At 45.3% G+C, this 23,663-nt stretch carries 26 protein-coding genes; 23 read left to right on the top strand and 3 right to left on the bottom strand.

All coding sequences use genetic code 11. The features are described 5' to 3' along the window. Positions 1–95 precede the first annotated feature (95 nt). Positions 96–881: a TroA family protein gene (locus AC5SXE_RS07920; protein WP_323721055.1), complete on the top strand. Its 786-nt coding sequence runs from the start codon at positions 96–98 to the stop codon at positions 879–881. Here the strand turns inward: AC5SXE_RS07920 and selD are convergent, their stop codons facing one another. Both selD and AC5SXE_RS07910 read right to left on the bottom strand, forming a co-directional pair. After that, on the bottom strand, positions 882–1,928 hold the full coding sequence (gene selD / locus AC5SXE_RS07915; protein ID WP_493917111.1) for a selenide, water dikinase SelD: 1,047 nt from the start codon (positions 1,926–1,928) through the stop codon (positions 882–884). Next, positions 1,925–2,704 carry a biotin--[acetyl-CoA-carboxylase] ligase gene (locus tag AC5SXE_RS07910; RefSeq protein ID WP_323721057.1) on the bottom strand — a complete coding sequence of 260 codons (780 nt, stop codon included), beginning with the start codon at positions 2,702–2,704 and terminating at the stop codon, positions 1,925–1,927. Before AC5SXE_RS07910 ends, selD begins: the two co-directional genes overlap by 4 nt. A gap of 106 nt (positions 2,705–2,810) precedes the next feature. On the opposite strand from AC5SXE_RS07910, the gene prfB reads away from it, so the two are divergent. The 16 genes from prfB (at position 2,811) to AC5SXE_RS07830 (ending at position 17,611) form a co-directional block, all read left to right on the top strand. Continuing rightward, positions 2,811–3,930, top strand: a protein-coding gene (gene prfB / locus AC5SXE_RS07905; protein WP_323721058.1) for a peptide chain release factor 2 whose coding sequence is annotated in 2 segments (ribosomal slippage) — positions 2,811–2,876 and positions 2,878–3,930 — 1,119 coding nt in all. Because the reading frame shifts where the segments join, the coding sequence is not laid out codon by codon here. 2 nt (positions 3,931–3,932) lie between these two features. Continuing rightward, complete coding sequence (locus AC5SXE_RS07900) at positions 3,933–5,708, top strand: SpoIVB peptidase S55 domain-containing protein (protein WP_493917110.1); 1,776 nt, start codon at positions 3,933–3,935, stop codon at positions 5,706–5,708. Positions 5,709–5,737: 29 nt separating this feature from the next. Further along, positions 5,738–6,517, top strand: coding sequence for an MlaE family ABC transporter permease (locus AC5SXE_RS07895; RefSeq protein WP_323721060.1), 780 nt, complete (start codon positions 5,738–5,740; stop codon positions 6,515–6,517). Then, a complete protein-coding gene (locus AC5SXE_RS07890; protein WP_493917109.1) occupies positions 6,517–7,284 on the top strand; it encodes an ABC transporter ATP-binding protein in 768 nt (255 codons plus the stop codon). The genes AC5SXE_RS07895 and AC5SXE_RS07890 overlap by 1 nt, the downstream gene beginning before the upstream one ends. Further along, on the top strand, positions 7,281–7,598 hold the full coding sequence (locus AC5SXE_RS07885) for an MlaD family protein (protein ID WP_493917108.1): 318 nt from the start codon (positions 7,281–7,283) through the stop codon (positions 7,596–7,598). Before AC5SXE_RS07890 ends, AC5SXE_RS07885 begins: the two co-directional genes overlap by 4 nt. After that, on the top strand, positions 7,574–8,641 hold the full coding sequence (locus AC5SXE_RS07880) for an MlaD family protein (protein ID WP_493917107.1): 1,068 nt from the start codon (positions 7,574–7,576) through the stop codon (positions 8,639–8,641). The genes AC5SXE_RS07885 and AC5SXE_RS07880 overlap by 25 nt, the downstream gene beginning before the upstream one ends. Before the next feature lie 2 nt (positions 8,642–8,643). Then, on the top strand, positions 8,644–9,258 hold the full coding sequence (tmk, locus tag AC5SXE_RS07875; protein WP_493917106.1) for a dTMP kinase: 615 nt from the start codon (positions 8,644–8,646) through the stop codon (positions 9,256–9,258). Next, positions 9,248–9,685, top strand: a complete 438-nt coding sequence (locus AC5SXE_RS07870; protein WP_493917105.1) for a DUF327 family protein — start codon at positions 9,248–9,250, stop codon at positions 9,683–9,685. Before tmk ends, AC5SXE_RS07870 begins: the two co-directional genes overlap by 11 nt. After that, positions 9,661–10,425, top strand: coding sequence for a DNA polymerase III delta subunit-related protein (locus tag AC5SXE_RS07865; RefSeq protein ID WP_493917104.1), 765 nt, complete (start codon positions 9,661–9,663; stop codon positions 10,423–10,425). Before AC5SXE_RS07870 ends, AC5SXE_RS07865 begins: the two co-directional genes overlap by 25 nt. After that, entirely contained in the window at positions 10,400–11,473 is a 1,074-nt protein-coding gene (locus AC5SXE_RS07860) for a PSP1 domain-containing protein (RefSeq protein ID WP_493917103.1), read from the top strand. Before AC5SXE_RS07865 ends, AC5SXE_RS07860 begins: the two co-directional genes overlap by 26 nt. 18 nt (positions 11,474–11,491) lie before the next feature. Beyond that, positions 11,492–12,406, top strand: coding sequence for a signal recognition particle-docking protein FtsY (gene ftsY / locus AC5SXE_RS07855; protein WP_323721065.1), 915 nt, complete (start codon positions 11,492–11,494; stop codon positions 12,404–12,406). Positions 12,407–12,431: 25 nt separating this feature from the next. Continuing rightward, positions 12,432–13,103: a hypothetical protein gene (locus tag AC5SXE_RS07850; protein WP_493917102.1), complete on the top strand. Its 672-nt coding sequence runs from the start codon at positions 12,432–12,434 to the stop codon at positions 13,101–13,103. Next, positions 13,081–13,605 (top strand): DUF4416 family protein, encoded by a 525-nt coding sequence (locus AC5SXE_RS07845; protein ID WP_493917101.1) that lies wholly within the window; start codon positions 13,081–13,083, stop codon positions 13,603–13,605. Before AC5SXE_RS07850 ends, AC5SXE_RS07845 begins: the two co-directional genes overlap by 23 nt. Next, positions 13,602–14,891 (top strand): adenylosuccinate lyase, encoded by a 1,290-nt coding sequence (gene purB / locus AC5SXE_RS07840; protein WP_323721068.1) that lies wholly within the window; start codon positions 13,602–13,604, stop codon positions 14,889–14,891. The genes AC5SXE_RS07845 and purB overlap by 4 nt, the downstream gene beginning before the upstream one ends. 15 nt (positions 14,892–14,906) lie before the next feature. Beyond that, positions 14,907–15,908, top strand: a complete 1,002-nt coding sequence (glpX, locus tag AC5SXE_RS07835; protein WP_493917100.1) for a class II fructose-bisphosphatase — start codon at positions 14,907–14,909, stop codon at positions 15,906–15,908. A gap of 35 nt (positions 15,909–15,943) precedes the next feature. Next, positions 15,944–17,611 carry a formate--tetrahydrofolate ligase gene (locus AC5SXE_RS07830; protein WP_493917099.1) on the top strand — a complete coding sequence of 556 codons (1,668 nt, stop codon included), beginning with the start codon at positions 15,944–15,946 and terminating at the stop codon, positions 17,609–17,611. A gap of 122 nt (positions 17,612–17,733) precedes the next feature. On the opposite strand, the gene AC5SXE_RS07825 is transcribed toward AC5SXE_RS07830, so the two are convergent. After that, positions 17,734–18,699, bottom strand: a complete 966-nt coding sequence (locus tag AC5SXE_RS07825) for a TAXI family TRAP transporter solute-binding subunit (RefSeq protein WP_493917098.1) — start codon at positions 18,697–18,699, stop codon at positions 17,734–17,736. A gap of 147 nt (positions 18,700–18,846) precedes the next feature. Here AC5SXE_RS07825 and AC5SXE_RS07820 point away from each other — a divergent pair, with 147 nt between their 5' ends. From AC5SXE_RS07820 to trxB, 6 genes are all read left to right on the top strand, one after another. Continuing rightward, positions 18,847–19,362, top strand: coding sequence for a HutP family protein (locus AC5SXE_RS07820; RefSeq protein WP_323721072.1), 516 nt, complete (start codon positions 18,847–18,849; stop codon positions 19,360–19,362). Positions 19,363–19,487: 125 nt separating this feature from the next. After that, positions 19,488–19,718: a 50S ribosomal protein L31 gene (gene rpmE, locus AC5SXE_RS07815; RefSeq protein WP_493917097.1), complete on the top strand. Its 231-nt coding sequence runs from the start codon at positions 19,488–19,490 to the stop codon at positions 19,716–19,718. Then, positions 19,708–20,409 (top strand): FAD-dependent thymidylate synthase, encoded by a 702-nt coding sequence (thyX, locus tag AC5SXE_RS07810; RefSeq protein WP_493917096.1) that lies wholly within the window; start codon positions 19,708–19,710, stop codon positions 20,407–20,409. The genes rpmE and thyX overlap by 11 nt, the downstream gene beginning before the upstream one ends. 37 nt (positions 20,410–20,446) lie before the next feature. Continuing rightward, positions 20,447–21,523 carry a peptide chain release factor 1 gene (gene prfA / locus AC5SXE_RS07805; protein WP_493917095.1) on the top strand — a complete coding sequence of 359 codons (1,077 nt, stop codon included), beginning with the start codon at positions 20,447–20,449 and terminating at the stop codon, positions 21,521–21,523. 6 nt (positions 21,524–21,529) lie between these two features. Beyond that, positions 21,530–22,384 (top strand): peptide chain release factor N(5)-glutamine methyltransferase, encoded by an 855-nt coding sequence (gene prmC, locus AC5SXE_RS07800; protein WP_493917094.1) that lies wholly within the window; start codon positions 21,530–21,532, stop codon positions 22,382–22,384. Positions 22,385–22,411: 27 nt separating this feature from the next. Next, on the top strand, positions 22,412–23,587 hold the full coding sequence (trxB, locus tag AC5SXE_RS07795; protein ID WP_493917093.1) for a thioredoxin-disulfide reductase: 1,176 nt from the start codon (positions 22,412–22,414) through the stop codon (positions 23,585–23,587). Positions 23,588–23,663: the final 76 nt, after the last annotated feature.

Raw genomic sequence — 23,663 nt, 5'->3', positions numbered from 1 at the left:
TTTTGGAAGATATGAAACAGAAGAGATTTATGACAAGATGCAATAACTTTAGGACGAAAGGACACCAAATTATTAAGGGAGCTTTAATTTTTTTAGTGTTTTTAATAATTTGTTTTTATCCTTACATTGCCCTCTCCGCTGAGAAAAAGGTTGCTACCATCATAGCGGTGCCTCCCGAGGTGGCATTACTTACCCGATTTATCGGCGGACCCGTTGTGGAGGTGTTATCCTACCTGGATTGGGCAGAGGATGGGACGCTTGTTGTTCACACAAAGAATTTTCCTAAAGATACCATCCTCATTGCTTTGACGCCTAAGGAAAAGAAAATTCCCAAAGGTATGTCCCAGGTAAAGTACTTGTACGAATTTTTGCCCCAAGGAAGAGAGGAGTTCGATAAGTATTTTTTTGATCCTGCCTCGTTGTCTTTTATGGCAAGCCGCGTTTTGATCGCTTTGACGGAGTTGGACCCGTCAATGTACGATTACTTTCAAAGGCGGTTGGCCGAATTTCAAAGCAGATTGGACAGCGTAGTTAACGTAGGCAGAGAAATCTTATCGGGCGTTTCCATGCTTGATTTATCCGGAAGGATGGAATTTTTGTTAAAGGCGAGTGGCGCTAAAGTAAAAAGGCCGTCGCAGGAGTGGTTTGATCTGTGGGAAAGGGGCGAGGGAAGCAAAGAGCTGTTTGAGTGCATAGAAGAGGTCAAATCACAAAATACGCTTGTGGTTGCCGATACGTGGTCGCCTAAAATAATAAAAGACGAAGTTTCCAATCTTTCATGTGGAATCTTGCTTCCGGCACCCAAACTTGACGACATGTGGACTTCCTATCTGCATGACCTTTATTTAGCTCTATGGAACCGTTTTAAAGCGGTTCCATAGTCATACGATTTCTATCTTTCCCGTACCTTGCACGACCTCTCCTATGAGTCTGCTTTCTTCAAAGCCCTCCTCTTTTAACAAGTCCAGTGCTTTTTCTGTTGTTGAGGGGTCAAGTGCCAAAAGCAATCCGCCCGATGTTTGCGGGTCGAATAAAATATCCTGGAGATCTTCATGTAGCGATTCTAATCCCTTTATTTTGCCCGTTTCGGTGTAGCAAGCCTTATTGCGATAGGTGCCGGCGGGCACCAGGCCCATTGAAACCTTCTCTAATGTTCCTTTTAAGAGAGGGATATCTTTTACATTTAGTTTGATGTCTATATTTTCATCTAACATATCCAATAAGTGTCCTATCAACCCAAAACCCGTGACGTCTGTACAGGCATGAACCTGGAGACGTATCTCCTTGGGCAGTCGCAAAGGAAGATCGTTTAATTGAACCATGGTTGAGGTCATGTTCGCCTCTTCTTCTTTACTCAGCATGGCGGCCTTAAAAGCCGAGACGAGCGCGCCGGTTCCCAATGGCTTAGTCAGAATGATGTTGTCACCCGGCTTTGCCCCCTTGGTGTACCATATCTCGGTCAATGGGACTTCACCATAAACTACCAACCCAAATTTAGGCTCCTCATCCTCTATCGTGTGACCTCCTGCCACGATTGCTCCCGCCCTTGTCGTCCTTTCCATGCTTCCTTCTAAAATTGACGAAAGCACCTCCAGGGGCATGCAGTTTACCGGAAACCCAACGACGTTTAAGGTAAGCAGAGGTCTTCCTCCCATAGCGAAGACATCGCTCAGGGAGTTGGCCGCTGCGATTTGTCCCCAAAGATAAGGATCGTCAACGACGGGAGTGATGATGTCCACCGTTAAAATGGCGGCTCTCTCATCCGTCAGCACCCAAAGGGCCGCATCTTCTCCTCCTTTCCATGAGGAGAGCAACCTTGGGTGATCTTGCGGGGTAAGTCTTTTAAGCAGCTTATCAAGGTCCGCCGGACCCAGCTTAGCCGCTCAGCCACTGGTTTTAGCCAGTTCAGTCAAACGAAACTTTGTCATATGTCATCCCTTCTTATATGAACTACATCTCCGGTGGCAAACAAAAGAGTTTCGCCTGCCGCAAGGACTTGCAATGCGCCCTCTTCAGTAATATCCACCGCCAGACCGCTTATTGTCTCGTTATCTAAATATACGCTTACTTGTGAACCCAAAGTTACGCAATGGTTTTTATAGCTCTCGATGACCTTCTTTTGACCATTATCCGTTTTCAAGAACGAAAGCCACTTGAAGACTTCTTCTGCTGATACTGAAAGCAGTTCATTTAAGTCTACCTCTAGCCCAATTATATCCTTTAAGGATGTGGCTTTAGCCCTCACCTCGCATGGTAGTTCGGAAATGTCTGTGTTGACATTTATGCCTACGCCTACTATTGTGTAGTGGATTTTTTGGCCGTAAATGGCTGATTCACTCAATATACCACATAGCTTTCTTTCTTGGTACAATATATCATTTGGCCATTTTAATTCGCAAGATATGTTACAAAACTGCTTTAGCCCGTTTCGAATCGCCATTCCTGCTGCCAAGCTTACCAACTGGGGAGAGCGTAGATCTCCTAAGTCTTTCTGAAACAGCGAGAAATACAATCCGCCTTTCGGCGAATGCCAACGCCTTTCCCTTCTGCCCCTCCCCTTGAACTGCCTTTCGGCCCAGACTACGAAAGCATCGTAGCTGTATCGGCGGTAAAGCTCTTTGGCCATAGTTTGTGTTGATTCCACGCAATTAAACTTGAAGATCGAAAACTTTCCGACCTCTGTGGTTATCTTAATTTCTTTCACTATCGATGACACTCCTGCTCTTTAAAATCTATGTCGATGATATAATAAATTTTACCTTAGGTGCAAAAAGGTGCAAAAAAAAATTATAAATAGGAGGAGTACTTATATGGAATTACACCCTGTTTCCACGGTGTTGGAGGAACTGCACTCATCGATGGGTGAGTTGCGGGAAAGCCTTTGACATAGATTCTTTAAAAGAAGACGCGAAAATCCTGCTTAAAAAGGCCTCGTCTCCCGATTTTTGGACATCCCCGGAGGCTCAAAAGGTAACACAGAGGCTTTCTCGCCTGCAAAACCTTTTAGATCGGTGGCAAAAAATGGAACACGAACTGGAAGAGTTAACCATTTTAGCAGAGTTGCTTGAAGAGACTAACGATCAGGAATTACAGGCGGAGTTTTACGACAGGGCTTTACGCCTGCGAAAAGAGATCGACTCGATGGAAATGGAACTTTTGCTCGACGAGAAGTATGACGAATCTAACGCGATTTTGACTGTTCATGCGGGTGCAGGTGGCCTTGATGCGCAGGATTGGGCGGAAATATTGTCTCGAATGTACTTGCGGTGGGCAGAAAGGCATGGCTATGAAACTGAAATAATAGATATTCTACCTGATGACGAGGCAGGAATTAAATATGTAACTATATTAATAAAGGGATTTTGTTCATATGGCTACCTCAAAGCCGAGAAGGGTATCCACAGGCTTGTAAGGATCTCACCTTTTGACTCGTCTAAGCGAAGGCATACGAGCTTTGCTTCCGTTGAAGTGATACCCGAGTTGCCAGAAGACGTTGACGTTGAAATCAGGCCGGAGGAAATAAAAATGGAAACCTTTCGAGCCAGTGGTGCAGGTGGCCAGCACGTAAATATGACCGATTCTGCCGTGAGGTTGACACATATCCCTACGGGCATAGTTGTTACATGTCAAAACGAAAGGTCGCAACATATGAATAGACAGACGGCCTTGCGATTTTTGAAGGCGAAGTTATACGAAAAATACCAGCAGGAGAAGCAAAAAAAGATAGAAGACTTGCATGGTGAGAAAAAGGAAATAGGATGGGGCAGTCAAATAAGATCCTATGTGCTGCATCCTTATACGATGGTCAAAGATCACCGCACAGGATATACGTCTTATAATGTTGACTCTGTCTTAGATGGAGATATAGACGATTTCATAATAACTTACCTTAGGATGCGCAAAAATACCATAAAAGCCAAGGGGGCTTAACGATGTATCAATTTATTTCATTCAAAGGCATCTCAATCAAGATGGAGAATTTTTTCACAATAGTGGCGGTGTTAGTCATTGCTTTTATACTATCTTTCTTCGCTGATATAGCTTGTGCTGACTCTTTTACACCAAACATCGATGTCTTTCCTTTGAGCGATCTTCGTCCGGGAATGCAAGGAGAAGTGTTTACCGTGGTGAAAGGTCTGGAGCGGGTTTCCTTTCCGGCAGAAGTGATCAGCATAATACCAAGTCCTAGTGAACCCAAAAGACTCATCTTAATACGTGCTCAAGGACCTTTGGTGGAAAAAATCGGTGGCATAGCTGCCGGAATGAGCGGAAGCCCTTTCTTCATAGATGGGCGCCTTGTCGGAGCTATCGGATATGGTTGGGACTTCAGTGATCATAATTTAGGTTTAGTGACGCCCATAGAAGAGATGAGCAAAGCCTGGGATTGGCAGGCTAAAAAGGGGATCGAGGGGGGCAAGGTCAAGTTTCACGAAAGTAAAAACGCGCCCTTGATCGTTTCGGGCATCAGCTCCAGGGGTGCTGAAAAGATATCTCGCGACTTCAAAGGCGAGGTAGAAGTTTTGCCCTTTGACTTGCCCGTGGGCGGAATTGCCGTAGATTATGATGCTAAATTACAACCCGGAGACTCCGTTGGGGTGCTCCTTGCTTGGGGGGATGTCAGCGTCGGCTCGACGGGAACTTTAACGGCTGTAGACGTCGAAGGTAACTTTTTAGCTTATGCGCACCCCTTTTTGAATCGGGGAGATGTTTCCTTTCCCTTGACTCGCTCGTGGGTTCACGAAGTTATTCCCAGCATTAAAAGTCCCTTTAAGTTGGGAAGTCCTGTTTCAATTGTTGGTGTTGTGCGCCAAGACAGACCTCAAGCCATCGCCGGGAAAATAGGTCACTTTCCTAAGGGCGTTGAGGTATCCGTCAAGTTCACCGATGATTCCGGAACGACTGCCTTTAAGCGCTTTCAGGTAGTAAATGATCCTTTTTTGATGAACCAAGTACTTCCGGGAGCCTTGCTTGGCTTGTTTGATGATCTGTGGGGGAGGGCAGGCGAAGGGACCGGGTTTGTCACTGTAAAGATCGAAGGCAAGGGATTCGTAGAAGGTATTTCAAGAAAAAATGTCTATTTCTCTGATAGCGATCTAATTGGGCAAATTGTAAGTCGTGAGATTATGACACTTGTCCCCCTGCTTTCTTTGAACAGATTTAAGGAAATTGATCCCTTGGGCATACATGTTGAATTGCAGGTGACAAAACAGCCTAAAGTGGTATACATAGAAAAGCTGGAAGTTCCTAATAAAGACAACGTCAAGAAAGGCAAAAATTTGGATATTGAGGTTACGCTGAGAAACTTTCGCGGTGATCCCGAGGTTAAAAAACTTTCGTTGAAAGTCCCCGATAATGCGTCAGGGTTGTGTGAAGTGGTAGCCAGAGGAGGAGGCATAGCCGAACCGTCACAAGTATCGCTGATGTCCGGGTGGAGAGCGATATCCTCCTTTGAAGAGTTTTTAAATGAAATCGAGGCAGCTGAATCAAATAATCAGGTAATCGTGGAATTGCTTTACGGACCTTTGCTTAGAGAAGAAGATGAAGATGAAGATTTTTCGTTAGATGAGGAATATGAATTGGTATCTGAAATGAAAAAACGGAGAATGGAAGAAGGTACACTTCGTATTTTCGAGACGGACCATTATGTAGAAGGATTGCTCAGGCGTTGTCTTACCATCATTGACGAAGGAAGCAATAAAAGTCGATAACTAAAGGAGATCGCTGGAAAGGGTAAGTTATGTTTAAATGGTTCGAGCTCATAGGCAAGGCAATTATGTCTTTTCTCGATTTGTTGGGTTGGATAGCTTCATTGGCTATTCATTTATTACTTCACTGGCCTCGGGCCAAGTGGGATGTTCGCTCAATTGTAGACCAGCTGGAGCGAGTTGGTGTCCAGTCGGTCTTCATGGTCTCCGTGATAAGCGCCTTCACAGGCATGGTAATGGCGGTTCAGACCTTGGATCAATTTCTAAAGTTTGGCGCCTCACGGTACATAGGCGGAGTTATCGCTTTAAGCATGGTTAGGGAGATGTCGCCTGTACTCACGGGCATAGTGGTTGCAGGAAGAGTCGGGTCTTCCATGGCGGCCGAAATAGGGACCATGAAGGTCACTGAACAGTTGGACGCGCTCAGGGCCTTTGGATTGGACGAGTATGTCTTTGTCGGATTGCCCAGAATTTTAGCTAGTTTGGTAATGGTTCCCATTTTAACGATCTATTCAATGGTCGTTGGCACCTTAGGCGGATATTTTTATGTTGTAGTTCGAGGCGTCCATTCCTTGATCTTCAAGGATTCCATAAGGCTGTTAGTTGACACCTACGATATCAACGGCGGATTGATAAAATCAGTGGTGTTTGGCTTTGTGGTGTCAATAGTAGCCTGCGCATGTGGTTTTAGAGCGCAAGGAGGAGCCAAAGGCGTCGGGGAGACGACAACTCTGGCTGTCGTGTGGAGCAATATGTTAATCTTGGTACTGAATTATATACTTTCGACAATTCTTTTTGGAGGAAAGGTTTAGTGACGGAGGAAGTCTTGCGTCTCGAGGAAGTTATAAAATCTTTCGGCGATAATGTGGTGCTAAAAAACCTTTCTTTTTCGGTAAAAAAAGGCGAGATTATAGCTTTGATGGGTCCGTCGGGCTGTGGGAAGACGACGGTTTTGAGGCTTGTGTTGAGGTTAATTGAAGCCGATGAGGGCAGAGTGTGGCTTTACGGAAGGGACATAACTCATCTTCCCGAAAGGGACTTGATAGATATAAGGAGGAAGGTTGGCATCGTATTTCAAGGCGGAGCCTTGTTCGATTCCATGACAGTGTTTGAAAATGTGGCATTTCCGCTCCGTTACTGTCTGGGCATTAAAGACGAAGAAAATATGCGCGATATGATTGCCATGATGTTGGAATCCGTCGAGTTGCCCGGCATTGAAGATTTGATGCCTGCCGATTTGTCCGGAGGGATGAGAAAGCGAGTTGCACTTGCCCGTGCGCTCGTGTATAATCCATCTTTTCTATTGCTCGACGAGCCAACAACGGGGCTTGATCCTCAAACGGCCAGACACATTGACCGCCTCGTAGTTAATTTGAGCAAAAAATATAACGTATCGGCCATGGCCGTAACTCACGATGTGGTATCCGCTTTAGGCGTTGCAGATCGCATTCTCTTAATGAAGGATGGAAGGATAGCATGGCTAGGTACGCCTGAGGAGTGGGAAACTGCGACGGATCCAGAAGTCGTTTCCTTTCTCCAAGGCACTAAATCCATTCGCCAATGGGGGTGTGCCCCGTGAAACGTGAGATAAAAATCGGTCTCGTCGTCTTTGTAGGATTGGTACTGCTCGGTGGATTGGTTTTCCTTTCAGGTGGTCGTTTGATACGCGAAAGGGGCAATGTTTTATATGTCTTATTGCCGGAGGCGAGGGGATTGCCCCCAGGTGCCTCCATTTACATATCTGGAGTGGAATCAGGATACGTGAAAGATGTACTCCTGACCAAAGAGGGAGTAAAGATCCTTGCCTTTATAAAGAATGGGCTAAAAATTCCCATCGACAGCGAGTTTATTGTGCAAGGGGGGGACTTTTGGGAGAGGCATCACTTCAGATAAGACGAGGGACGAGCGATACCTTCATTGAACCTCCCGGTCCTGTAAAGGGAACGGTTGCACCCGATGTGTGGAGCGTGCTCGAGGAGGTGGAGCAGAATCTGAGCTCCCTTCGTTCCTTTTTAGATAACATCAGCGGAATCATTGGAGATGAAGAGATCGAAGATCTTAAAGAAGCAATAAAGGAAATCCCTTCCTTTTTAAAAGAGGCAAAGGAAGCTTCCTTTCGCATAGGAAAATTGGCAGATGATGGAAGCGCCTTTTTGACCGATACAGGCAAACGCATGGATGCTTTTTTTAATAATGCTAACGAGCTGATCTTGAACGCGAATGAAATAATGGCAGAAAACAAACAAGACCTCCGGGAAACTGTGGCGTCCACGAAGAACCTCGTCTCTAAATTAAGCGCAATAGTTGAACAGCTTGACGAAGATAGTCCCTTTGCCATGGACATAAAACAGCTAGTAAAAAGCGTTCAGGATGCGGCAGTCTCCGTTGAGCGATTTGTAAATGAGCTTGATGCAACTTTTTTTGGTGAAAACGAGGTTGAAAGTAAAAAGGGAAACCTCCCTGAATTGTTGCAAGATGTGAGGGAAACCCAGGAAGTTGCTAAAAAGGCTTTAAAGACCATGCAGGAAATCGAGATCAAAGGAGATGTCTCTTTAAGGGGGAAGACCTTCGGCAGTGGGGATGATGCCTATATGGACGTTAACGTAGTGGTTGGCATGAAAGATAGGCCTAACTTTTTGCTCTTTGGCGTCGATGACATTGGCGATGGCAGCGATTTTTCCTTAAGTTACGGCTACAGATGGCGTTGGATTTCTCTTTGGGGAGGACTGGTCAGGGATGACCTTGGCGTGGGGTTTAAGTGGGGCGATCCGGAGACCTTTCCCCTGCAATTGATAGGTAAGTGGTGGGATGACGGATCAGGCGCATGGTCTCTGGAAGGACGCCTCGGGCTGGATGATCGATATGGTTTGCTTTTCCGCCATGACGAACTTGATGATGAGAGGCGCGAATCAGTTGGCGTATACTATAATTTCTGAAGGTGATAGGGTTGTTTATTACTTTTGAGGGAATAGATGGCTCCGGAAAGTCTACGCATGCGGTAAAATTATATGAGCATTTTTCACATAAATTTGGCAGAAATGGTGTTCTTTTGACATGGGAGCCCGGGGGGTGGAGCGGGGGCGATTTAATGCGCGAACTTTTGCTTCATCACGAATGGCGCCCGTGGAGCGAATTCTTCCTTTTTATGGCAGACAGGTACGAACACGTTTCCGAAGAGATTCAACCGGCCTTATCGGAAGGTCGAATTGTAATATGTGAGCGTTACACCGATTCTACTTTGGCTTATCAGGGATGGGGCAAGGGGCTGCCCATAGAGGAAATGGAAAGGCTTTTTTCGCTTCTAGCGTTACCTCAGCCAGACTTAACGATATGGTTGGATGTGCCGGTTGAAAAAGCTATGGAGCGAATAAAATCCAGGAAGGTCTTGGATCGTCTCGAAGAGGAAAATTTTCTTTACAAGGTTCGCAATGGATATGAAGAGCTTTTCCTGACAAACCCTGAGAGGATAAATCGTGTTTCTTCCGAGGTCAGCGAGGAAGAAGTTTTCTTGGAAATTTTAAAAGTGGTGGGGGTCTTCATGGATGAAAGTTGAAAGTGGCGATGTTAAGGAAAGACGCTACAGGATAACTCCATCGCTGAATGGCATTACCGCTTTCGATCATAAAGCCGATATCGAAAAAGATAGTTCTTTTAGAGAGTGTTACGACAGAGAAGCAATTAGCACGTTGCTCAGGGAGTTAGATGAAGTTGGCATCGCGTTATCGAGGTACCCTTCAAAGGGATTGATAAATAAATATAAATCTTTGGTTCGTCAAGTCATAGGGATGATCTTGGAAAATATGCGAGTAAAAAAGGAGTTTGCCTTTTCTTTGCACAGCAATAAAATGTATACGATAATCGAAGGGACGGAAAAATCCATTGCAGAGCTCGAGGAAGCTTTGGACAAAGAACGGGAGAAGATTGTAATATTAAATATAGTCGAGGAGATAAAGGGATGTCTGATCTCGTTGCTGCTATAAAGGAAAGCGAAGCCTACGAATGCATTATCGCAGCTTTCGCTTCCTCGCGTGTGCCTCATGCCCTTTTGATCGAAGCTCCTTCTTTGTTTCATGGGTCAATTGCAGTTGAGGTTGCGCGACTTTATCTTTGCGAAAACGGGCTTGGAGACGATGGATGCGCTTCTTGTCGCAGTTGGAAATATGACGAACATCCAGATCTCGTAAGGCCGATTACGTTGGATCAGCCCCCGGGAATAAGCGATTGCCGCAAATTAATGGCGGAATTGTATTTAGCCCCGGTGGTGGCGCCAAGGCGCTTTTTGGTAATACCACAAGCGGGGAGGCTTTCGCTGCCAGCGGCGAATAGTTTGCTGAAAATCACTGAAGAGCCCCCTTCGTGGGCGGCGATTTTACTCCTTTGCGAAGGAAGCGGTGTGCCGCCAACGCTTAAAAGCAGGACATGGAATTTAACTTTTAACCTAAAAGAAGAATTCAGTCCTTTAGCCCTACCTGAAACAAAGGATGAATGGCTGTCGGCCATTGTTCGCGCGTCTAAGATGACATCACAAGAGGCCCTCGCGATGCTTGAAGGATGGATTAACTGGTGTTTAGGTAATGGCGAACTGGGTAAGGCTGCCAAGTTGGAAAAAATTAGATTGATTTCTGAGAAGGGGCATTTACCTGTTTATATGGTTTTTGATCTCCTTTATGGTTTTTTGGAGGAGGATTTGTCCGATGAACTATTTGGTCATTTTCGGTAAGCCCCGTTTTTTGGGATTGCTGACCGATTTAGAACAAGAAATAGATAGGGGCACAAATGTAGTCATCGAAAGTGCCAGAGGGCTTGAAATTGCCGATGTAGTTGGAATTTTAAGCGAAGAGCAGTTGTATAAGTATAAAGAAAGATTTGAGCTTCCAAAAGAAAGTGAAGCTAACGACAACGACCAGTTGAAATCGACTGAACCCCCGTTGCAATACGTCAAATTAATGCGATTTGCCGATGAACTGGATGTGAGTGACGCTAAATGGCAAAGGCAAGAAGAGGATGAAGCTCTTCCGATGGTGCGAAAAATGCTAAAAAACCACTCTCTTCCCATGAAAATAGTGGATATGGAGTATCTTTTGGATCGGAAAAAACTGTATTTTTACTTTACCTCTGAACAAAGGGTTGATTTCAGGTGCTTTGTAAAAGAGTTGGCCAAGGAATTTAAAACCCGGATCGAGCTGCGGCAGATTGGTGCCAGAGATGAGGCGAAAATTTTAGGTGGACTGGCTCCTTGTGGAAATCCCTGCTGCTGCAGTTATTGGATGCTGGAGTTTCTTCCCATATGCATAAGGATGGTTAAGGAGCAAAATTTGGCCTTGAACCCCTCTAAGATATCTGGTCTATGCGGCAGGCTGATGTGTTGTATGAGCTATGAATATGACATGTATAGTGAATTGTGGAAGGACTTGCCAAATCCAGGGACAAAAATAAAGACTTCTTCTGGGAATTATCAAATTGCCGGCGTCGATATAGTTAGCAAATCGGTAAGGATTAAAAGCCCCGAGGGTGTGGAGTTTTTGGTGCCTATAAGTGAGTTCAAGCTTTTTAAGAAAACGGTTGAAGGTGGAGAAAAGTGGAACTTGCATGCTAACTTGGCAGATCAGGCCGAGGCGCATAACCTTTTTGGCAAAGAAGTTTTTGCCCTGAAGGACAGCCGTTCAGAGTTCGATGAATCCCTCGAAAAAGATTGTGACGAATGTAGTGCTCATAGACCTAAGGCAAAAGGCAAGAATTCTAGCAAAGGACGAAGTTTTAGAAAATAAATTAAATGAGGTGAGATAGTGGCATTAATCAATGCTTTCAAGGATAAATTACAAAAAGTTAAAGAACAATGGTTTGGGCTGGGGTCAATTTTTTCTCCAGGCAAGAGGGTAGACGAGTCATTTTGGGATGCGCTTGAGGAGCAACTTCTTTTAGGAGATGTTGGGGTAGATCTTTCAGAGGAATTAATTTCAAAGTTGCGCTATGTAGCCAAAGAGTCCAACATCAGGGATGCTTCAGCTTTGAAGGCGACATTCATTGATTTGATCGTAAGTGAGCTTGAAAAAATTCCGGGCATGGGAAAGCCTATAGAGGTTAAAAATAAGCCAACCTTGGTACTGATAGTGGGTGTAAACGGAAGCGGAAAGACCACAACGGCAGCTAAGCTGGCGTATAGATATAAAGAAGATGGCCAGAAGGTCCTGCTCGCTGCTGCAGATACTTATAGGGCTGCAGCGATTGATCAGCTGAAGGCTTGGGGAGACAAAATAAACGCACGCGTCATAGCGCATGACGTTGGAGGAGATCCTGCAGCTGTCATATACGATGCCATCGAAAGCGCTATTGCTTCTGATACTGACATGGTTATCGTTGATACTGCTGGCCGACTTCACACCAAGCACAACTTGATGGAAGAATTAAAAAAGGTCAAAAGAGTAATAGAGAGGAAATTGCCTGGTGAGCCTTCCGAATCCCTGCTAGTTTTGGATGCCGTAATGGGACAAAATGCCTTTCATCAGGCGGAAGTTTTTAACGAAGCTTTAAACCTGACGGGGGTAATTTTGGCTAAATACGATAATACTGCGAAAGGTGGTATAATTCTCGCGGTTGCCCAAAGGATGTCTCTCCCAATTCGCTATGTAGGTTTAGGCGAGGGAATCGAAGACCTAGAACTTTTTGAGCCTCGCGCATTTGTTGAGGCTTTGTTATCCTAAATGAGACAATGTCAGGGGGATCGCCATGGTAGATGATGCTTCTAGGCTTGTGGTTTTGAGCGGGGAATCCACTGTCAAGGATTCCTTGCGTATTCTTTACCGTACCGCCTTTAAGGTTGCTAAATTGGTCATCGACGAAGAGGCGCGTCTTGTTTCAAAAGATGAATTGGTCGCTGCTTTAGAAAAGGGATTTGGAGATATGCCACTTAGAGAAGTGCTTTGGCCTAAAGGATCGCAATCGATTGGCACTATGTGCGAAGCAACTCTTCCCTTTCCTTTACTTCGGATAGAAGATGGCTTCATACTTGCCAACGAAGCTGCTAGAGAATTGATCGGGCAAAGCTCGATCGAGAAATTGGGATTAAAAGAAGATACATCTGAATGTGCTGTGTTAAATTTAGAAAGTGGCGAGTTTGCCCTGGTAGAACCCTTAGGCTATGGCTTTTTTATCGTTAAAAAGTTAGATAAGAAGGAAGTGGAGGAAATACTAGAAACGGCAAGATGGGCTGCCATAGGCAAAGCTCTTTGGCGTTATCTCGAAGATCGTGGATTGACTATAAAAGTGGAAGAGCAGAGCAAAAAAGGTAATATTCCTTTAAGCTGGAAGGGATTAGAGTTCGGTTTTTTAATGTGCAGAAAGACAAGAAAAAACCAGGGGCGAACAAAAAAGAAAAATGACAATTCCTCCGTTAGTTAAACTGATAGTTGGTTTTTTGTTCCCTAATACTCAGCTTTATCATTGGACTATAAGGAAACTTTCTTCCCTTTGGGGCGGTATAGAAAGAAAAAGTCCCATATATCCTTTCGATCATACCGATTATTATCGTGATATAGCGCCAGTTCTTTATAAGGCTTTCATAAGTTTCAAAGGACTATATCCAGCGGATCAGCTGGTGCGCTGGAAACTCCAAGCTGTTGCACTGGAGTCCGAAAGCGGACCCAAGCGCAGTGTAAACATTGACCCTGGATACCTTGACGGGGCAAGGTTGATTTTAGCCTCAACTAAAGATCACGCCCACAGGATATACATCTCGGATGGCATATTTGCCGAGGTTACCTTGCGATTTATGTTTGGCAAATGGATTTCCTATGATCATACTTTCCCCGATTTTAAGAGCGGTTGCTACGATGATTTTTTGAGCCTGGTTAGAAATGACTGGCTATCTGATAGGAGAAGAAAAAGGAGGACTTCTGCGTGATAGAACGTTATGAGACTGCGGCTATGCGTGACATATGGAGCGAGGAAAATAAGTACCGTACTTGGATGGATGTGGAGTTGGCCGTGTGTCATGCCTGGGCAGAGGAAGGGCTCATTCCGATTGAGGCTTACGAGTCGATCAGAAAAAAGGCTTCCTTTGATATCGACCGGATAAAAGAAGTAGAGTCTAAAGTACACCACGATGTCATAGCCTTCGTTTCCTGTGTCGCTGCAAGCGTAGGCGAATGGGGGAGATTCATTCATTTGGGCTTGACTAGTAGTGATGTCTTAGATACAGCTTCTGCTTTGCTTTTAAGACAATCACTCGGCATTATACTAGAAGAATTGGCCATTTTATACGAAGAGGTCTTAAAAAAAGCTTTTCTCTACAAGCACACCCCCTGCATTGGGCGCACTCATGGAGTGCATGCCGAGCCCATGAGCTTTGGTTTGAAACTACTTAATTGGCATTCGCAGTTAAAACGTTCCGAGGAGCGTCTAATCTTAGCAAAAAATCAGATAAGTTGTGGAAAAATATCGGGAGCTGTTGGGACATATGCTCACTGTCCGCCTTCAATAGAAGAGAAGGCTTGCGCCTTTTTAGGTTTAAAACCAGCTCCCATATCAAACCAAATCCTGCAAAGAGACAGACACGCTTTTCTAATCCTTTCTCTTGCCCTGCTGGGATCCACCTTGGAAAATATTGCCCAAGAAATACGGCATTTGCAGCGAACCGAGGTTTTGGAAGTCATGGAGCCCTTTGCCAGCGGTCAAAAGGGATCGTCTGCCATGCCACATAAGAGAAACCCTATTTTGTGCGAGCGAATATGTGGTATGGCTCGGTTGCTCAGGGGTTACGCCTTGAGCGCTATGGAGAACGTTGCCCTCTGGCACGAGCGCGATATAAGCCACTCTTCCGTAGAACGCATTATATGGCCTGACGTCTTCCACATCCTTCACTATATGATTGCGTTGCTAATCAACATCGTAGGGCATATGGAAGTCAACGCGGAAAAGATGATCAAAAATATCGAGCTTACCAAGGGCTTGATTTTTAGCCAAAGGGTGTTATTGGCTCTAGTTGAAAAGGGCATGGATAGAGATGAAGCTTACGAAGTGGTTCAAAAGTACGCCCTTGAATGTTGGAATGAAAAAGGCACATTCAAGGATATGTTGACTAGTGATCCTATCGTGTCTTCCCTTTTGTCGGCCGAAGAACTGCAAGGTTTTTTTGACGTTAGTTATTATTTGAGGTTTGTTGACGATATATTTGACAGATTTAAATAGCTGGAGGTGTGTGTCTTGAGCGTTCCCGACAGGAACATGGCCTTGGAGCTTGTTAGGGCAACGGAGGCAGCCGCCATGGCTGCAGGGCGTTGGATGGGGCGGGGTGATAAAAACGCTGTAGATAAGGCAGCCGTCAATGCCATGAGGTATATGTTAAATACAGTTTCAATGGACGGCATCGTTGTTATAGGAGAGGGAGAAAAAGACCAAGCTCCCATGTTGTTTAACGGTGAAAAATTGGGCTTAGGCTGCGAACCCAAGGTGGATATAGCCGTAGATCCCGTAGACGGTACCACGCTCACGGCTTTGGGAAGGCCCAATGCCGTGAGCGTGGTAGCTGTAGCTGAAAGTGGTGCACTTTACAGTCCAAAACATATCTTTTACACCAACAAAATAGCAACAGGCCCTGAAGCTGCCGGCGTAATCGATATCGAACTATCAGCCACTGAAAATATAAAACGAGTTGCCAAAGCAAAGAAGAAGGCAGTAGAAGATGTTACAGTAGTTGTCCTTGATAGGCCTCGTCATGAGAAGTTGATTCAGGAAATAAGGGCCATTGGAGCCAGGATAAGACTAATTCCCGACGGGGATGTGGCTGGTGCGTTAATGACATGCAAGGAAGACAGCGGGGTCGATTTGCTATTGGGGATAGGAGGTTCACCTGAAGCCGTCATATCGGCGTGTGCTATTAAATGCATAGGCGGAGATTTTCAATGTAAGCTATGGCCCAGAAATCAAGAAGAGAGAAACCGCTGCCTGGAATTGGGGATGGACGTAGATAGGGTCTTATATACGGATGATTTAGTTAAGGGCGAAAATGTCTTTTTCGCTGCCACGGGCGTCACAGATGGAGAACTTTTAAAAGGGGTTCGATATGGTGGCGAGACCATTTTTACTCATTCTTTGGTAATGAGATCAAAAAGCGGGACTATTCGATATGTGGAGGCCATGCATCGCAGCAGGAAATTATATGAGTTTAGCGATGTAGATTACCTTCCGCGCATGTCGAAAGAGTAAATTTTTAAACCTTAATCTATTTTAGGAGGGATAGCATGTTATCTGATATCGAAATTGCTCGAAACGTCAATCTTAAACACATATCTGAAATAGCAAGGGAGCTTAAGATACCCGACGAATATCTCTTTCCCTACGGCCACTATAAGGCCAAGGTGGACATCAACTTCTTCAAGGAACTTGAAAATCGCCCTGATGGAAAGCTTGTCTTAGTGACTGCCACAACGCCAACTCCTGCGGGGGAAGGCAAGACGACCATAACCGTGGGGTTGACAGAGGCCCTGGTAAAGCTTGGGAAAAAGGCAATGCTTTGCTTGCGCGAGCCCTCGCTTGGGCCTTGTTTTGGTGTAAAGGGCGGCGCAGCTGGAGGCGGTTACTCTCAAGTGCTTCCCATGGAAGAGATAAATCTTCATTTTACCGGAGACATACACGCAGTGGAATCGGCCCACAATTTGCTTGCAGCAATGCTCGATAACCACTTGCATCAAGGAAACGACCTCGGCATTGATCCAAGAGAAGTGACGTGGCGACGTGCCATGGACATGAATGAAAGGGCATTAAGAAACATCGTAGTGGGCTTGGGAGGAAGGACAAACGGAGTGCCAAGGGAAACCGGTTTTGATATAACTGTGGCCTCTGAAATCATGGCAATACTGTGCTTGTCTGAAAATTTGGCAGATTTGAAGGAGAGGTTATCCAAGGTCATTGTGGGTTATACGACCAAAGGAGAGATGGTAAAGGCGGGTGACTTAAAAGCACAGGGAGCTATGGCGGCACTTTTAAAGGAAGCCATTAATCCAAATCTCGTTCAGACTGTAAAGCACGTTCCCGCCTTTGTCCATGGAGGGCCCTTTGCTAACATAGCCCACGGCACTAACTCCATAGTTGCCACCAGGATGGCCTTGAAACTCCGCGATTATGCCATAGTAGAAGCGGGTTTTGCCTCAGACCTGGGAGCTGAGAAGTTCTTCGACATAGTATGCAGGTTATCGGGCCTTTCTCCTTCAGCCGTTGTGCTTGTTACGACTGTTCGATCCTTAAAACACCACGGAGGAGTTAAAAAAGAAGAACTATCTAAGGAAAACTTGGATGCCTTGTCTTCTGGTATAAGCAACCTAGAAGCTCATTTAGACATACTTTCAAACTTTGGCCTTCCAGTCGTTGTTGCCCTTAACAAATTCAAAACTGACACGAAGGAAGAGCTGGACATGGTAATGGAAGCAGCCAAGAAACGCAATGCAAGGATAGCCCTCTCTGAGGTTTGGGAAAAAGGAGGCGAAGGCGGGATTGATCTTGCAAAAGAGGTCCTTGAAGCGATAAGAGAAGGTAAAACCTACAGGACCCTTTACGATTTGGATATGTCATTGAAAGAGAAGATAAAGACCATAGCCACTAGGATCTACGGAGCAGATGATGTTGAATACGTGCCTCAAGCCTTGGCCATGTTAGAGGATTTGGAACAAAGGGGTTTTGGAAGCCTTCCGGTGTGCATGGCAAAAACGCAGCTTTCCTTGTCAGATGATCCCAAAAAGCTTGGAAGGCCCAAGGATTATAGAGTAACAGTCAGGGAAGTAAGACTGTCAGCCGGTGCCGGCTTTGTCGTTGCCATATGCGGCAGCATAATGACCATGCCCGGGCTTCCCAAAAAACCTGCCGCTGAGTCTATAGATATAGATGAAAAGGGAAATATAACTGGTCTTTTTTAAGGGACACAATTTAGATTGCTTTTTAGGCAGGACAATCAATAAAGGGAAAGCGAGCCGCTTTCCCTTTATTGATTGTGATTGTTGAGATTTTGATTGCTAAGAAAAATCGAGCAATTTGACCACTATTTGATTTCAGGGATTTTTAGACCGATTTCCTTGTAGTAACGCGCAGCTCCATCGTGAAGGGGAACGGGTAGTCCGTCGAAGGCTGTTTCCAGAGTAATAAGCTGAGCCTTGGCGTGGGTGCGCTGAATCTCGTCAATATGATCCCACATTGCTTTAGTAAACTGATATACTACTTCTTCTGGGACATCTGCATCGACAACAATCATCGCCATCACTGCGGGGGCAACGACATCGTGATCTATACCCCTGTACGTGCCTGCAGGTACTACGTCTTTTACGAAGAAGGGATACTTTTTCTGAAGTTTGGCGAGGAATTCGTCATCAAAACTCACGAGGTCCACATCGTGAGTGGTAGCAAGATCCATGATTGCTGCGACTGGCCAGCCTGCAACGACGAAACCGGCGTCTAATTGGCCATCTTTCATGCGGTCAACCGTGTTGTTGAAGTCCAGGAAGTCTACTTTCTTCATGTCAGGATAATCCAATCCGGCAATTTCCAGCAAACAGCGCATGTCAGCTTCTGTGCCGGATCCGGGAGCACCTACTGAAATCCTCTTGCCTTTGAGGTCATGAATGGTTTTTATGTTTGCTTTCCTCATTGTGATCAAATGGTTTGTTTCCGGATATAGCGTGGCAACCGCCCTGACGTTTGGATAGGCCTTTTCAAACATTATCTCGCCTTTGGCTGCCCACCAAGCCGTATCGTTTTGTACGAGCGCAAATTCTATGCTGTGAGTTCCAATGAGGTTTAAGTTAGCCACGGACGCATTCCCGGTTTCAGCAGTTGCCTGAACATCCTTGGCATATCGACTTACCACATCGGCAATGCCTCCACCGATCGGATAGTAAGTTCCTCCGGTGCCGCCAGTAGCTATCGACACGAAGGTTTTCGCCTGCGCAACGCCAGCAAATAGGGAGAAACAAACAACCAATGCCAGTACTAAAACCCTTCGAACCCTCATTTTAATCCCTCCGTTTGAAAATATTTATGTCGCCACTTTACGCAAAACCCCTATGTTGTTTTAAAATATAAATGATAATGCGGGATATTTCAAGTAGTAGTTTGCCTAAAGCGGCAAGGGGAAATAATATTAAGGAGTGATAGACTGATGTTAGAGAAGAGAGAGGGAGCCGAAATACTCGATAGCGAACTCGAAGAAATCGAAGAAGAAGATGACGAAATGTTGGGAACGATCGAAGTATCTTTTGATATAAGACAAGAAAGCCAGGTAGGCAGGGTGGCTGTTTTGCTTGCCGCAACCACTAGCAAAACCGAAGAAGAGTATTTAAAAGAACAGATAAAAAAGTTGAGATGGAGAGCTGTTGCTACCGAGGTTGGCGGATTAGTCGGTAATATTTCTGGAAAATTAACCAGAGCTTTGGTGGGGGCAGCATTGAACGGCAATGTGATCAAAAAAACGGGTGCTGAAATGCATGCCCTCATGCATGCGTCAATGGAGGCCATAAACAGTTTTTTGCCACTTTGTTTGCTGGAAGCAAGCGTCGGTGCCAAGCTCGCGATCGTGAGAAGCAAAAGATGGATTGGCGTTGCTATAATTGGAGACAGCGCTTATCACGCTGCTGCTCATCATGATAGATGTGGTTTGGGCGTAATGCATATATAAAAATGTAGGAAAATGCGAGAAACGGATGAGAAACGGATATAGAAAGCTTGCAGGTCGAGGGCGAGTGTGGTAAATTGCTCTTTGCCTTATAATTATGAAGTAACTATAAAGATGGAGGGATTTTCGTGAAGAAAGATATACATCCAAAATACCAAACGTGTCGCGTGACTTGTGCCTGCGGCAATACCTTTGAGACAAGGTCTACTAAACCGGAAATCAGGGTATCGGTTTGCAGCAATTGCCATCCTTTATACACAGGCAAGCGAGGTATATTGGTGACAGAGGCGGGCCAGCTTGAAAAATTCCGCAGGAGGTACGGCGATACGGATTATGGTTATGCAAACGATGAAAAGTAACGTGAGGGTAAAGTTACTAGCCTTTACCCCAGCGCCCGAAAGTGTCGTTGCTGCCGCGGCTAGGCTATGTTATAGTGCCTCATCGGCGGAAGATTTAATCGTTATGCTTCATGACGATAAGGAGCAGAGGGACAAATTCATAAAAAACCTCGCAAGGTCGGGCCATCTTTCTCCTTTTGAACACGTTTCGTTTACCTTTGCCGTTGATGGCATCAGCAGGGCATGTTCGCATCAATTGGTGCGGCATCGTATAGCAAGCTATAGCCAGCAAAGTCAAAGATATGTCTCCATGATTGATGCAAATTATATTGTGCCTGATTCCATCATGGAGAACGAAAAAGCTTTGATGTTATTCAAAGATATGATGCGTCAGTCTCACGAGGCATATAAATCTTTGGCGGAGTGGGGAATCCCGCTGGAAGACGCCAGATATGTTTTGCCTAATGCATGGGAAACCAAGATAGTGGTAACAATGAATGCCAGAGAGCTACATCACTTTTTTAGCCTTAGGCTATGCAAGAGGGCCCAGTGGGAAATACGAAGGCTGGCTAAGTTAATGCTCATTGAAGTTAGAAAAGTTGCTGGGGGTATATTTGACGTTGCTGGTCCCACATGTGTGACGAAAGGTAAATGCGAGGAGGCAAAGCCCTGCGACAAGCCTTATTCATCAATGGAGGAACTGCTAAGTTAAAAAAAGACTCTTCCCCTTGGGGAGGTGATGATTATAGATGGAGAAAATCAACGAAAAATTAGATGAATTGGAAAGGAAATTTAAAGATCTGGAGCTGAAACTCAGCGATCCTGGGGTCATTTCAAACCCCCACGAATTGCAGCGTTTGGCTAAAGAGCACGCGGAATTGTCTAAAATAGTAGAAAAGTACAGGGAGTACAAAGATGTGCTGAGACGATTGGAAGACGCCATGTCACTGTGCGATGAGGATGACGAAGAGCTTAAAGAATTGGCTAAGGAAGAGGTTGCTCAATTAAAGCAAGTTCTTGAAAAGCTAGAGGATGAATTGGCGATTCTTTTATTGCCAAAAGATCCGGATGATGACAAAAGCGTCATCGTCGAAATAAGAGCAGGGGCTGGAGGCGAAGAGGCAGCACTTTTTGCCGCTGACCTTTATAGAATGTACGTACGTTACGCTGAGCGTAAGGGCTGGAAGGTTGAACTCATTACGGCCAACGAAACGGGCATTGGCGGTTATAAAGAAATTGTCTTTCGTGTCGAAGGCCGGGGTGCCTATAGTGTATTGAAGTACGAAAGTGGAGTTCATCGTGTCCAACGTGTTCCAGTAACAGAAGCAGGTGGCCGCATTCATACGTCCACTGCAACTGTCGCCGTATTGCCGGAGCCCGATGAAGTTGACGTTGAAGTGCGTCCCGAAGATCTGAGGATAGACACATATAGAGCCAGCGGAGCAGGTGGCCAGCATGTTAATATGACCGACTCAGCCGTGAGGATTACTCATATACCAACGGGCATAGTAGTGACATGTCAGGATGAAAGATCACAAATTAAAAATAGAGCAAAGGCAATGCAGTTACTAAGGGCTAAATTGTACGATCTCGAGTTGCAGCTTCAGCATGAAGAGATGGCTATGGAACGCAGGGGGCAGATAGGTAGCGGCGATCGATCGGAACGAATTCGAACGTATAATTTTCCACAAAGTCGCGTTACTGACCACAGAATTGGCCTAACATTGTATAACCTCGAGGAGATATTGGACGGCGATTTGGATGAGTTAATTTTCGCTCTGGCCACGGCAGACCAAATGGAAAGGCTTAAATTAATGGGAGCGTAGTCGCCGGTGACCCTCATTGAGGCAAAAGATTATGCAGCGCGTAAATTAAGGGGAGCTGGAGTTTTAGATTACCTTCTGGAAAGCGATCTCATTTTATGCAAAGTTTTGGGATGTGACAGGGCCTGGATGATGGCCCATAAGGAGCGGCCGATATTTGATTATGAGCTGGAATACCTGGAAACTTTGCTCGAGCGTAGATGCAAAAGGGAGCCTTTGGCTTATGTTTTCGGTGAGGCACATTTTTACGGGAGAAGTTTTTTCATCGGAGAGGGTGTTTTGATCCCCAGGCCGGAGACGGAAATTTTGGTTGAAACAGCGTTATCTTTCGTCGAAGAGGGCGTGATATTGGATTGGGGCACGGGCAGTGGTTGTGTGGTGATATCTTTATTGCTGGAAAACCCAAAGTTAAGTGGAGTTGCTCTGGACATTAGCCCAAAAGCGCTTTCTTGGATGTGGCGCAACGTTAAGAAGTTTGATTTATTTGCTCGGATGCTTCTTTGGCATGAAAGTGTGCGCTTGCCCCAAAAGTACGGTAATCACAGCCTCGATATGATAGTAAGCAATCCGCCCTATATTCCAACAAAAGAGATTTCATGCTTGATGCCTGAGGTGAAATGCTATGAGCCATTGCGTGCGCTTGATGGAGGGTATGATGGAATGTGTTGGTATAGATTGCTCTTTGAAAAGGCGCCTCTATGGCTGAAGGAGGGCGGGTGGCTGTTGGTCGAATCAGGCGGCAAAGAGCAAACTGATGCGATCATCTCCATGGCACCTCTTTCTTTTAAGCTTCACGAAGTGAAAAACTTAAATGGCGGTGTGAGCATCGTTATTTGGGAATATAATAAAAACTGTCCGCTGTAATGCATACCTATCGTAGGAGGTGTTATTGTGGAAAAACACGAGCTTGTAATAATTGGAGCCGGACCGGCAGGGTTAACTGCTGCTATATACGGCAGGAGAGCGGGGCTTGATGTCTTGGTCCTAGAAAAGGGCATTCCTGGAGGACAAATTACCTCCACGGCCGAGATCGAAAATTGGCCAGGCATACCTATGATAAGCGGAGAGGAGCTGGCTCGTGCTTTTAGGGAACATGCTGAAAAGTTCTCACCTAAGTTTATGGAAGCCGATGTCAAAGAAATTTCCATCGAAGCGGGGAAAAAATTGATAATCACCGATAAAGGTAGCATAGAAGCAGAAGCTGTCATCGTAGCTACCGGGGCCAGCTTTAGGAAACTTGGCTGTCCAGGCGAAGCCGAGTTTACGGGACGAGGCGTTAGTTACTGTGCTGTATGTGATGGAGCCTTTTTTGAAGATCAGGTTATTGCTGTTGTTGGCGGTGGCAACACTGCTGTCGAAGAGGCAGATTACCTTACAAGATTTGCTTCTAAGGTGTACATTATTCATCGACGTGATTCTTTGCGTGCAGATAGGGCTGTTGTGGAAAAGGCGATGTCTAATCCCAAGATAGAACCTGTTTGGAACTCAATCGTTGAGAAGATAGATGGCGAAGATATGGTCGAGAAGGTCGTAATAAAAAACGTGAAGACGGGTGAAATTAGCGAATTGCCTGTGGCTGGAGTTTTTGTTTTCGTTGGTATGGATCCGAATAGCGAGTTTGTGAAAGATTTGGTAGAAACAAAAGACGGCGGATGGATAGTAACTGACGAGAAGCTCGAGACTTCTGTTGAGGGAATCTTTGCTGCGGGTGATGTACGGGATAAATTTTTAAGACAGGTAGTGACGGCTGCCGGAGATGGCGCTACTGCTGCCATGTCGGCATATGCTTATATCTCTGAACAACTGCATTTGCAAAAGGTGCTTTTTGAACCAGAAAAGGTGGTCTCTCTCTTTTATTCCAGCATAGAACCGCAACAGATTAAATTGGCCACCGAAATTGAGAAAAAATATCCTAAAAAAATACTACTCATTGACGGCTACAAAAATAAAAGGATGTGCGAGAAGCTAGGCATATGCGAGCTTCCGCAAGCCGTGGTTTTAAACAAGGGTTCCTTAATTTGCTCGAAGAAGATTTCAAGCGTTCAGGAAATAGAGGAGTTGGTATAATTTCCTTAATCGAGTGTACCGGGGCCTATCTTTGAAGGTGGGCCCATTTATTTTAGCTTGCTTTCAAGAAGGGGTG

The sequence above is a fragment of the Acetomicrobium sp. genome, from assembly GCF_059026225.1.
This window is presented reverse-complemented; position numbering and strand designations above follow the sequence as displayed.